This is a genomic window from Rheinheimera sp. WS51 (assembly GCF_050936095.1).
Lineage (GTDB): Bacteria > Pseudomonadota > Gammaproteobacteria > Enterobacterales > Alteromonadaceae > Alishewanella.
Genome location: NZ_JBOTRC010000006.1, coordinates 132,670 through 145,071 on the forward strand (window position 1 = coordinate 132,670; position 12,402 = coordinate 145,071).

Annotated in this window: 7 protein-coding genes; 5 read left to right on the top strand and 2 right to left on the bottom strand. The window is 41.2% G+C overall.

The features are described from left to right. Window positions 1–10 precede the first annotated feature (10 nt). The 4 genes from mfd to rimO all read left to right on the top strand — a co-directional run bounded on the left by mfd (window position 11) and on the right by rimO (window position 7,232). Entirely contained in the window at window positions 11–3,484 is a 3,474-nt protein-coding gene (gene mfd / locus ACRCA4_RS09320) for a transcription-repair coupling factor (RefSeq protein ID WP_433187358.1), read from the top strand. Beyond that, the gene (locus ACRCA4_RS09325) at window positions 3,484–4,644 is read left to right on the top strand and encodes a CsiV family protein (RefSeq protein WP_433187361.1); all 1,161 of its coding nucleotides are present in this window, start codon (window positions 3,484–3,486) and stop codon (window positions 4,642–4,644) included. Before mfd ends, ACRCA4_RS09325 begins: the two co-directional genes overlap by 1 nt. 117 nt (window positions 4,645–4,761) lie before the next feature. Next, window positions 4,762–5,703: a ribosome biogenesis GTPase YlqF gene (gene ylqF / locus ACRCA4_RS09330; protein ID WP_433187364.1), complete on the top strand. Its 942-nt coding sequence runs from the start codon at window positions 4,762–4,764 to the stop codon at window positions 5,701–5,703. Window positions 5,704–5,828: 125 nt separating this feature from the next. Then, entirely contained in the window at window positions 5,829–7,232 is a 1,404-nt protein-coding gene (rimO, locus tag ACRCA4_RS09335) for a 30S ribosomal protein S12 methylthiotransferase RimO (RefSeq protein WP_433187367.1), read from the top strand. 72 nt (window positions 7,233–7,304) lie between these two features. Here the strand turns inward: rimO and murI are convergent, their stop codons facing one another. Continuing rightward, window positions 7,305–8,126, bottom strand: coding sequence for a glutamate racemase (gene murI, locus ACRCA4_RS09340; RefSeq protein ID WP_433187370.1), 822 nt, complete (start codon window positions 8,124–8,126; stop codon window positions 7,305–7,307). Window positions 8,127–8,387: 261 nt separating this feature from the next. Between murI and fusA the strand changes: the two genes are divergently transcribed. After that, entirely contained in the window at window positions 8,388–10,484 is a 2,097-nt protein-coding gene (fusA, locus tag ACRCA4_RS09345) for an elongation factor G (protein WP_433187373.1), read from the top strand. 133 nt (window positions 10,485–10,617) lie between these two features. Here the strand turns inward: fusA and ACRCA4_RS09350 are convergent, their stop codons facing one another. Then, the gene (locus ACRCA4_RS09350) at window positions 10,618–12,402 is read right to left on the bottom strand and encodes a M14 family metallopeptidase (RefSeq protein WP_433187375.1); all 1,785 of its coding nucleotides are present in this window, start codon (window positions 12,400–12,402) and stop codon (window positions 10,618–10,620) included.

Genomic DNA, 12,402 nt, shown 5'->3' on the forward strand with positions numbered 1-12,402 from the left:
ACTATTTTTAATGGATTTCACATCATCTTTACCGCAATTAAAATCATCTAAAGATCAGTTAAATTGGGGGAACTTGCACGGCGCAAGTTTACCTTTGGCCATTGCGAGTTTAGCCAAAAGCCAACCCGACTTTTATTTAGTGGTGGTGCCTGACACACCCACAGCTTTACGCCTAGAGCAAGAGTTGCAGGTATTTCATGATGAAAGCCAAACCCCCATATTAACCCTGCCCGACTGGGAAACCTTGCCTTATGATGTTTTCTCACCGCACCAAGATATTATTTCGCAACGTTTAAAAACGCTTTACCAATTACCGCGCTTAAAACAAGCCATCGTTATTGTTCCTGTTAGTACACTGCTATTGCGTATTACCGAGCGACAATTTTTAGAGCAACACAGTTTTATTATCAAAAAAAACCAGATAACTGACTTAGATCAATTAAAGCGCCAGCTAACCGAGGTCGGTTATCATAGTGTGGACCAAGTGATGGAGCACGGCGAATTTTCAGCCCGCGGCTCTATTATCGACCTTTACCCTATGGGCGCAACTGCCCCCTACCGTATCGATTTTTTTGATAATGAAGTTGATGGAATTCGCACCTTTGATCCAGATAACCAGCGCAGCTTAGACGCCGTCGAGAGTATAGAACTTTTACCGGCGCATGAATTTCCAACCGATAAAGCCGCTATTGAACGCTTTCGTTTGCGATACCGTGAGCTATTTAGCTCGCGCAGTGAAAAAGAATCGTTATATCAGCAAGTAAGCCAAGGCCTATTGCCCTCGGGTATTGAATATTATTTACCCCTATTTGCAGAGCAAACGGCAACCTTATTTGACTTTCTGCCTCAGCAAAGTCGTTGCTTATTGCTTGGTGATATTGAACACAGTGCCGAACGTTTCTGGCATGAGCTAAAACGTCGTTATGATGACCGAGCACATGATATTTTACGGCCTATACTGCCCCCACAACAGCTGTACTTAAATATTGAACAGGTGTTTGGCCATTTTAAGCAGTACGCTAGAATTAAATTAAGCCAAGCCGAATTAGCTAAAAAAGCCGGTCATGGCAATATGCTAAGTAAATCCCTACCTGACTTAGCGGTTAACCATCAGCAAAAAGAGCCTTTACAGGCGCTGCAACAATTTATAGTGCAATTAAAAAAACAACAAGGCCGGTTGTTATTCTTTGTTGAAAGTGAAGGTCGCCGAGAAAGCCTATTACAACTTTTACAAAAAGCGGCGATAAGAATTAGCCAATTTAGCTGCTTTGCTGACTTTTATCATTCAGACACAGATTTAGGTATTGTGGTTGGCGCCTTAGAGCAAGGCAGCTTAATTGAACAACCAACACTTTTAGCTTTAGTTAGCGAAAACGAATTATTTGGCCAAAAAATCAGTCAGCGCAGGCGGCGTAAACGCAGCCAGCAAGTATCTTCTGATACGGTTATTCGTAACTTAGCCGAGCTTAGCTTAGGCCAGCCTATTGTGCATTTACAGCATGGTATAGGCCGTTATCAAGGCTTACAGTTATTAGATGCCGCTGGCATAAGTGCAGAGTTTGTTACCATTGAATATGCTGGCAGCAGCAAACTTTATGTCCCGGTAACGGCCTTACATTTGTTAAGCCGCTACAGTGGCGGTGATGCTGATCATGCGCCTTTACATAAGCTTGGTAACGACAATTGGGAAAAATCTCGACGTAAAGCCGCCGAGAAAGTGCGAGATGTAGCCGCTGAATTATTAGATGTTTATGCACAGCGCGCTGCTCATAAAGGCTATGCCTTTGCAATTGACCAAGCCCAGTACCAAGCTTTTGCCCAAAGCTTCCCTTTTGAAGAAACCGCCGATCAGCAAGATAGTATTGATGCGGTGCTGCGCGATATGCAAACCCCACAACCGATGGACCGTTTAGTCTGTGGTGATGTGGGCTTTGGTAAAACAGAAGTTGCCATGCGCGCGGCTTTTGTTGCTGTCAATGATGGTAAACAGGTTGCCATTTTAGTGCCAACTACACTCTTAGCCCAGCAACACTTTGAAAACTTTAGCGATCGCTTTGCTAACTGGCCGGTTCGAGTTGAAGTGCTTTCTCGCTTTATAAGTGCTAAGCAACAAAAAGCGATCTTAGAAGATGTTAGTAACGGTAAAGTTGATATTTTAATTGGCACCCATAAGCTACTACAAGACGATATTAAGCTACACGATTTAGGTTTATTAATTGTTGATGAGGAGCACCGCTTTGGTGTGAGACAAAAAGAAAAAATTAAGGCCTTACGCGCTAATATTGATATTTTAACCCTCACAGCGACGCCTATTCCGCGAACCTTAAATATGTCGATGGCTGGCATGCGAGACTTATCGATTATCGCCACCCCACCTGCTAGACGATTAGCCGTTAAAACCTTTGTTAGAGAAAGTGATACGGCCTTAATTCGCGAAGCGGCTATGCGGGAAATCTCGCGCGGGGGACAGCTTTACTTTTTACATAATGATGTTGCCACCATAAACCAACAAGCCCAAGCATTAACAGAGTTACTGCCAGAAGCCCGCATAGCTATTGCCCATGGCCAAATGCGTGAACGTGAATTAGAAAACATCATGGCTGATTTTTATCATCAGCGATATAATATCCTATTATGTTCAACCATCATTGAAACCGGTATTGATGTACCCACGGCGAATACTATTATTATTAACCGTGCCGATAAGTTTGGCTTAGCGCAATTACATCAATTACGTGGCCGGGTTGGTCGCTCGCACCATCAGGCTTATGCTTATTTACTTATTCCTTCTAAAAAACGTTTAAGTAAAGATGCTGAAAAGCGTTTAGATGCCATAGAAAGCCTAGAAGATTTAGGCGCGGGCTTTGCCCTAGCTAGCCATGACTTAGAAATTCGTGGCGCCGGTGAACTTCTAGGTGACGAACAAAGTGGCCAAATAGAATCAATTGGTTTTACGTTATATATGGACATGCTTGAGCAAGCGGTAAATGCCTTAAAACAAGGTAAAGAGCCAAGCCTTGAGCTAATGCTAAGCCAGCAAACTGAAATTGAACTTAGGATCCCAGCTTTATTACCTGATAGCTATATTCCTGATGTAAACTTACGACTTTCTTGCTATAAAAAACTGGCCTCGGTGAAATCTATGGATGAACTAGATGAGGTTCAAGTAGAATTAATCGATAGGTTCGGTTTGCTGCCTGATGCGGCTAAAAACTTAGTTAAAATATCTGAGTTTAAATTACAAGCACAGCAGTTAGGCATTAAACGAATTGAAGCGAATAATAAGGGCGGCTTAGTCGAGTTTAGTGAAAAGACTCAGGTTTCTCCAAGTTTTATTATTGAGCTTATTCAAAAGCAATCGCGAATATTTAAATTAGAAGGCGGTCAAAAATTACGCTTTGCCATTGCGACTGGCAATATAGCTGAACGGCTTAATTTAATTGATAATATGCTAGCTGACTTTACCAAAAATAAGGTGTCTTAATGTTGAAAATTGCCGCTTTGGCCACACTCTGCTACTTGTCTTTAAGCACTATTGTTAATGCCAGTGAACAACGCTGGTTTGAAGTTGAAGTTATTATCTTTAGTCAAACGCCTCCTGCGGACTTAAAAGAAAACTTTGACCAGCCCATTAAGCCTATTCGCCCTGGCCGCAGCTTTGATTTAGTTACCCCGCTGTTTCAGCCTGATATTAGTACGATCCTTAATACGTTACCGCTGTGCCCTATGCCGGACTCTGAACTATCAACAACTCCGGTATTAAACCCTCGCTATTACTATAAGCTAGATAACTTATGCATTTTTGAACCCCAGAATAGCCATTGGCAGCATCAACACTTTATGCAAAGCCGTTATATTGACAACCGCTTGCCTATGCCTGATCGGATTCCAGCTGAACTGACTACTTTTGGCAAGCATGTTAATCAGGCTTATATCGTTAGCAAAAATGACTTACAACTAAGCGATATAAAACAACGCTTACAGCAACAAACTGATAAAAAAGTCTTACTACACACCGCTTGGCGACAAGTGCCGGTTACACAGCGCCGAGCCATTGCCAGCCATTGGTATGCCGGTAACAACTTAACAAAGTCTTTTGACTACTGGGGACAACCAAAGCTAAAGCAAGATGCGGCTTTAAATCAAACTAGCCAGTTAACCCCTGAGCTCGCCTCTAACCCTGAAACTGAAGCAACCGATCAAGTTGATATTGTTAGTAATATTGAGCAACTTTTAGCCCAACTCAATGCCAACCCTCAGTTGCCTTTAGCTAAAAGTATAACAACGGTAGATGAAAACAATAGCCCTAGCTTAGAGCAAAACCAGCAACTTTTAACCGGCAAAATTCCTGATTATACTTGGCAATTAGATGGCTTATTTAAATTACATTTAGATCATTACTTGTTTGTAAACACCGAGTTTAATCTACGCGTTCCAGAAGCTGACCAACTTAAAACAGTCTATGTAAAACAAAGTCGACGTGTTATAAGCGGTGAGATCCATTATCTTGATCACCCTTATTTAGGTATTATTTTACAAATTAGACGTTTTGAGCCGCCGTTAGACAATTTAGAACTAGAGTCTGAACCTAGCGCTGAGGGAGACATAGAGCCTGGGCCAGAATTAATACTGGATCAAAATTAAGCGAACAAACAAATATAAGCTATCATAGCGCTTATCACTTAGTGAGGCATAATCTACTGCGTTTATTGCATCGCTTCTCACTTACGCAATACACATTTAGGCTAAAGGCTAAAATAGATGTCAATTAACTGGTTCCCGGGCCATATGCACAAGGCCCGCAAAGAAATCGCCGAAGTGATGCCGCAAGTCGATATTATTATCGAAATGTTAGATGCGCGGATCCCTTTTTCAAGTGAAAACCCGCTTGTACCAAAACTACGCCGTGATACACCTTGTATAAAGGTATTAAATAAAGCTGACTTAGCAGATCCTGTATTAACTGCACAATGGATAGAGCACTTTGATCAACAAGCAGGCATAAAAGCCATTCCAATAAGCCAACAAAATCCAGAGCAAATTCGGGCTTTATTGCAGCTTTGCGAAAGCATGTTACCACAAAGAAATCTGGAATTACGCGGCGCAAGAGCCATGATAATGGGCATTCCTAATGTGGGAAAATCTACCCTAATAAACACCTTAGCAAAACGGACCATTGCTAAAACAGGTAACGAAGCGGGTGTTACTAAAATGCAGCAGCGGATAAAGTTAGATAACAATGTTATTTTAACCGATACCCCAGGATTTCTATGGCCTAAACTTAGCCCCCCTACCTGTGGTTACCGCTTAGCCATAACTGGGGCGATTAAAGACACAGTGTTTGATTATGCAGATATCGCTATGTTTGCCGCAGATTATTTATTACAGGTATATCCAGAAGCCGTAATGCAACGGTTTCAGCTAAATGAACTACCTGAGAATGATATTGCTCTACTCGATGCCATTGGCGTTAAACGCGGCGCAATGCGCAAAGGTGGCGTAGTTGATTTAGAAAAAGCCGGCACAATTCTTATCACAGAATTACGCGCAGGTAATTTAGGCGGCATTACCTTAGAAACACCACAGATGGTTAACCAAGAATTAATTGAAGCCAAAGCAGCTGAAGCGGCCAAGGCAGAAATAAAAGCCGAACGTGAACTCGAGCGTAAACGCAGAACACAGCGTAAATATAATAAAAAATAACAACGCTATATTATTATTAATTCTAAGCAGCGTTATCGCTGCTTTTTTGTCCACTTAACACTGTATATCAATTTTTATTCAGGTATAATCCGCCGACTTAATTTTCAGCGACCAGATGAGCCCTTATGACAGTACAGACCTTTGACCCGTCACAAACCACGACTCTTGAAACCCCGGCAAAAACACTCAAGCATCAGGTTAATGCTGACTCAACTAAAGGTCATACTATTGGCTTTGTTAGTTTAGGTTGCCCAAAAAACCTAGTTGATTCTGAGCGAATTCTAACCCAACTAAAAAGTGAGGGTTACCATATAGTGCCTAATTATGACGATGCGGCTTTAGTTATTGTCAACACCTGCGGCTTTATTGACAGCGCGGTAGAAGAATCACTACAAACTATAGGTGAAGCTTTAGCTGAAAATGGCAAAGTTATTGTTACCGGTTGCTTGGGCGCACGTGAGGATGAAATTCGTCAAGTTCACCCTCATGTTTTAGGCATTACCGGCCCGCACTCTTATGAAAACGTGTTAAAGCAAGTTCACGAGTTTGTGCCTAAACCGAAGTATGATCCTTTCACTATGTTAGTGCCAGATCACGGCGTTAAATTAACCCCTAAGCATTATGCCTATTTAAAAATATCTGAAGGCTGCAACCATCGCTGCACTTTCTGCATTATTCCTTCTATGCGAGGTGATTTAGCAAGCCGTCCTATTGGTGAAGTATTAGACGAAGCTCAGCGCTTAAAAAATGCTGGTGTTAAAGAGTTATTGGTCATTTCTCAAGATACCAGTGCTTACGGTGTTGATGTTAAATACCGCACGGGCTTTTGGAATGGCTCACCAGTTAGAACATCTATGCTTGCCCTGTGTGAAGCTTTGGGCGCAATGGATATTTGGGTTCGCTTACATTATGTCTATCCTTACCCGCATGTGGATGACGTTATTCCGCTTATGGCGCAGGGCAAAGTATTACCTTATTTAGATATTCCTTTTCAGCATGCCAGCCCGCGTATTTTAAAATTAATGAAACGCCCAGGCCAAGCTGAGCGAGTGTTAGAGCGGATAAAGAAATGGCGTGAAATCTGTCCAGATTTAACCATTCGCTCCACCTTTATCGTTGGTTTTCCAGGTGAAACTGAAGAAGATTTTCAAATGTTGCTCGATTGGTTAAAAGAAGCGCAACTTGATCGGGTTGGCTGCTTTAAATATAGCCCTGTAGAAGGCGCTAAAGCCAATGAGTTACCTGATCCTGTATCAGCTGAAGTGATGGAAGAGCGTTATCATCGTTTTATGCAAACCCAACAAGAAATTAGCAGCGCTCGGCTACAAGCTAAAAAAGGTAAAACGATTAAAGTGCTTATTGATGAAGTGGATGAAGAAGGCGCTATTGGTCGAAGTTTTGCCGATGCACCTGAAATTGATGGCGCAGTTTACTTAAATGGCTTAACCCATGTTAAGCCTGGCGATATTATTAATGCCGTTGTTGAAGAAGCTGATGAATACGACTTATGGGCTTCACAAGTAGATTAACAGCAAGCTTTACTTATTTATTAGTAACAAAGGTAGTTTCCGCTACCTTTGTTACTTTATAGCGACAATATTTTAAAGCGACTTAATTTCTAAATTAGCAAGATCTGCTTTCACTTGCCATAAAGCATTTACTTGCTGTTTAAACAAAAGCGGATCGCCACTTGTGATAAAAACAGCTTGGCCTAACGGATGCTCGGTCGATAATTTACTTTCCATATACAGCTTTTGCTGTAAACATTTAGCTACAGCCATTTCAGTACGTATTATCGTCACTTCTGGTCCGGCTTTAACGGCTATTTGCTTTGCAATAAAATTATAATGAGTACAACCTAGCACAAGTGTATCTGCACCTTGATTTAACAAAGGTTTAATATAACTGTTTAGTGAGCTATCCATAGTTTTCGACGCAAATGCTAAGGTTTCGATCTGCAAAACTAGGTCTGGGCAAGGCTGCAATAATACTTTTGCTTGGCCAGAAAAACGCTGAGTTAAATTTGCGAAGGCAGGCGTTTTTAACGTACGAGGAGTAGCTAAAACACCAATAACGCCAGTTTTTGTTGCTAAAACAGCAGGCTTTATTCCAGGCTCAACGCCAATAATTGGTAAATTAAACTCTGAACGTAATCTGGCTATAGCCGCCGTAGTTGCTGTATTGCAGGCAACAACTATCGCTTTAACATCATGCTGCAAAAGCCGTTGGCTAATATAGGCCATTCGCTGATAAATAAACTCATCTGATTTTTCACCATAAGGCGCATTTATGGTATCGGCAACATAGATAAGCTGTTCATTAGGCATGCACTGACGAATAGCATTAGCTACTGAAATTCCGCCAACCCCAGAATCAAAAATACCAATAGGTCGAGAATCAAAACTATCAACGCTGGTCATCATTTAACAATAGTCCAATATATTTAACAGCTAACACTCAATACTTACATGCCTAGTATTAAGAGGTAACATCAAAAATAATTAAGGGTGAAAATTTAGGTTTTATGTCTATAAAAGGCGCAAACTTTAGCCTTTAACTCAGTCTCTGTCAGTCTATTTTGACAGTAATTATAAAAATTCATCAACCAAAATCATTTTTTTCGGGCAAATCGTTTTTAAATCCTGTATATTATCGCACTATTTTCAACCCCCAAGCTTATAGAGATGACTATGTCCGCAGATCTATCGTTATACAGAAACATTGGTATCTTCGCTCACGTTGATGCCGGAAAAACTACAACAACCGAACGTATTCTTAAACTAACCGGTAGAATTCACAAGCTGGGTGAAACCCATGAAGGTGAATCAACTACTGACTTCATGGAACAAGAAGCAGAGCGCGGTATTACTATCCAATCAGCTGCAGTAAGCTGTTTCTGGAAAGGTCACCGTTTCAACGTTATCGATACACCAGGCCACGTTGACTTCACTGTTGAAGTTTATCGTTCACTTAAAGTGTTAGATGGCGGCATCGGTGTATTCTGTGGTTCAGGCGGTGTTGAGCCTCAATCAGAAACAAACTGGCGCTATGCGAATGATGCAGAAGTTGCACGTCTTATTTTCATCAACAAATTAGACCGTGTTGGTGCAGACTTTATCCGTGTTACTGAACAGGTTAAAAAAGTTTTAGGTGCTACGCCATTAATCATGGTATTGCCAATTGGCCGTGAAGACACTTTCACTGGTGTTGTCGACCTATTAACTCAAAAAGCTTATGTTTGGGATAACACTGGTATTCCAGAAAACTTCACTGTATCTGATGTTCCTGCAGATATGGCTGATGACGTAGAAATGTATCGTCAACAATTAATCGAAACGGCTTTAGAAGCAGATGACGATTTATTAATGGCTTACATGGACGGCGAAGAGCCTTCAATCGAAGAAATTAAACGTTGTATCCGTAAAGGTACTCGTGACTTATTATTCTTCCCTACTTACTGTGGTTCTGCCTTCAAAAACAAAGGTATGCAGTTAGTATTAGACGCTGTTGTTGATTACTTACCTTCACCAACTGAGGTTGATCCTCAGCCATTAACTGATGAAGAAGGTAACGAAACAGGTAAATTTGCTATCGTTTCAGCTGATGAGCCATTCCGTGCTTTAGCGTTCAAAATAATGGATGACCGTTACGGCGCCCTTACTTTCGTTCGTGTTTACTCAGGTGTTCTAAATAAGGGTGACACTATCCTTAACTCATTCACGGGTAAAACAGAGCGTGTCGGCCGTATGGTTGAGATGCACGCTGATGAGCGTAACGATTTAACAACAGCTCAAGCTGGTGACATCATTGCCCTAATTGGCCTTAAAAACGTACAAACAGGTCATACATTATGTGATGTTAAGCACCCTTGTACTCTTGAACCAATGGTATTCCCTGAGCCAGTAATCTCTATCTCTGTAACACCAAAAGATAAAGGTTCTGTTGAAAAAATGGGTATCGCTATCGGTAAAATGGTTGCTGAAGATCCAACTTTCCGTGTTGAAACTGACATTGATTCAGGTGAAACCATCCTTAAAGGTATGGGTGAATTACACTTAGATATCAAAGTAGATATCTTAAAACGTACTTACGGTGTTGACTTAGTTGTTGGTCAGCCTCAGGTTGCTTACCGTGAAACTATCACTCAAGCAATTGAAGATAGCTACACCCATAAAAAACAATCAGGTGGTTCTGGTCAGTTTGGTAAAATCGACTACCGTATCCGTCCTGGTGAGCAAAACTCAGGTTTCAAATTCACCTCTACGGTTGTTGGTGGTAGCGTTCCTAAAGAATTCTTCCCAGCTATCGAGAAAGGTTTTGCGACCATGATGGCAACAGGTCCTTTAGCTGGCTTCGAAGTACTAGACGTTGAAGTTGAGTTATTTGATGGTGCTTTCCACGCAGTTGACTCATCAGCTATCGCGTTCGAAATTGCAGCTAAAGGTGCCTTCCGTCAATCAATGCCTAAGGCTGGCCCACAGTTACTTGAGCCAATCATGAAAGTTGACGTGTTCACTCCTGAAGATCACGTAGGTGATGTTATCGGTGACTTAAACCGTCGTCGTGGTATGATCTTAGGTCAAGAGTCTGCCTCTACAGGTGTTCGTATTAAAGCAAACGTGCCATTAGCAGAAATGTTTGGTTACATCAGCTCATTACGTACTATGACGTCAGGTCGTGGCCAATTCTCAATGGAATTTGATCACTATGCAGCTTGTCCGTCTAACGTAGCTGAAGGTGTTATTGCTAAAGAAAAAGAAAAGAAAGCAGCTAAAGCTTAAGCTGCTTAAATTTAAACCGGTTTAGTTTAAGCTGGTTTAAATACTAAAAAGCCCCGCGAGTTTTCACTCGCGGGGCTTTTTATTTACTATAAGCACAAGTCATAAACCCATGCTTAACCACTAGTGCTACAATTTAAGGCTCAATAAGAACAGGGTATTTTAAATATTGCTGATCATAAAATGGCATTTGTTTATAAAACCAATTATAACGCTGGCGAGGATTATTACGTAAACTCTCATCTGCGGCTAACGCTTGGCTAAATTTAGTTTTAAGATCTGGCTGCTGCTTTAACATTTTTGCGATTAAAGGTTCAATTGCATAGGGTTCAAAATATTCTGTGCGTTCAAATATGCTAGCAAAAAAGCCCCAACTAAAAAAAGAATCCGGTGCACTAGGTTCAAGCAAGGTTACCGCTAAGCGGCCTAACGGCTGATCTGTACTAACTTTCACCCAGCCTTTAGTCACTATTTGCTCAATAGTGCTCGCAGTAAAGTCAGCTGATTCCACCATAAAGTGGCCTTCAAACGGCGCAGTTGCAAATTTATAATCCGTTATACTCAATTGCTGCAAAGCTATTTTTTTTGCTTTTTCAATTGTAGTTAGCTCTATACCATGGACTTTTAATCGGTTAATAATCTGCTGCTGCTCCGCAGGGATCCAATAGGCTTTAGGTATATTAATCTGCTTATCTACTGCTTTTTGCCAGTACACGGGCAACTGCTTATACAAGGTAGGTTGCCCTGTCCACTTAGTGTAAGTATCACCACTAATTTCTGACTCGATAATTTGGTAACTAATACCTTTAAAATCAATATAATCGGCTTGTTCACTGGCTTTATAACTTATTACTAACTGGTTGGGCCGCGCATTAATATCGGCTTGTCGCGCCATCATTAAAGCTTTACCCTGCTCATTAAGTAATTTAAGCGTGCGTTCAAGTAAAACGTAAGTACCTAATACTCTTTGCTTATAGGGTTTTAAACTATGATTTTCTATCAAGACTGTTGGTAGATGCCTAGCATCGCCATAGCCATTAGAATAGCGTGGGCTTGCTGTCCAGCCACTAATGCCCTTGCTGAAGTCTTTATCAACGCCAAAGACTAATGGCCCTGGTATATGTCCTGCTTCGTTTAAACTGGCATTAACAGCAGGTCGATATACTTTAGCTAGCCAACTTGCACTATTAGGGCTTATAGCCGCAAAAGGTTCATTAAAACCATACGTAATATCGTATTGGTAATCTTCACCATCAGTAACATGAATATCTAAGTATAAATCTGGATCATATTGGTTAATTAGCTGTAGCATTGCCTGCATTTCTGGTGCATCAGCCTTACTATAATCTCGATTTAAATTTAAATTCTGTGCGGTTGCTCGCCAGCCTTGCTCTTTTGGCCCGCGTTGGTTCATCCGGCTAAAAGCTGAACGTCTTTCATGACCATCTACAGATAAAATAGGCACAAAGAGTAAATCTGTGTTAGCCAATAATTCTGTTTTATCTCCATAAGCAATATCGCGCAGCAGCATCAAACCTGCATCTTTACCGTCTATTTCTCCACTGTGGATCCCAGCTTGTACCAGTAATAAAGGGCGAGAAGCATTTTTAGCCATTTTATGTAAAACTTTACTGGCTTTAACTACAACTAATGGACGTCCTTGTGGGCTTATACCAAATTGCTCTAACTGTAGCAGATCTGAGCTTGCAACCAGCTTTTCAATATAAGTCATGGTTTGCGCATAGTTAGGGCTATCGGTTAAATTAGTTAGCTCTGCGGGCGTAACCCAAGCTGATTTCGTTTTTATTAATTGCTCGCTTTTGCCTTGCCAATCAACTAATGGCGGTAGTCTATCTGCAACTAAGCTAAAGCTAGCGACACCACAAAGGCTTATTACCAGATTTAACGCACTTTTCTTCAT

What these genes read in the sequence shown, in the direction of transcription:
- mfd (WP_433187358.1), top strand. Translation starts at nt 11, where the DNA reads ATGGATTTCACATCATCTTTACCGCAATTAAAATCATCTAAAGATCAG.
- ACRCA4_RS09325 (WP_433187361.1), top strand. Translation starts at nt 3,484, where the DNA reads ATGTTGAAAATTGCCGCTTTGGCCACACTCTGCTACTTGTCTTTAAGC.
- fusA (WP_433187373.1), top strand. Translation starts at nt 8,388, where the DNA reads ATGACTATGTCCGCAGATCTATCGTTATACAGAAACATTGGTATCTTC.
- ACRCA4_RS09350 (WP_433187375.1), bottom strand. Translation starts at nt 12,402, where the DNA reads ATGAAGAAAAGTGCGTTAAATCTGGTAATAAGCCTTTGTGGTGTCGCT.
- ylqF (WP_433187364.1), top strand. Translation starts at nt 4,762, where the DNA reads ATGTCAATTAACTGGTTCCCGGGCCATATGCACAAGGCCCGCAAAGAA.
- murI (WP_433187370.1), bottom strand. Translation starts at nt 8,126, where the DNA reads ATGATGACCAGCGTTGATAGTTTTGATTCTCGACCTATTGGTATTTTT.
- rimO (WP_433187367.1), top strand. Translation starts at nt 5,829, where the DNA reads ATGACAGTACAGACCTTTGACCCGTCACAAACCACGACTCTTGAAACC.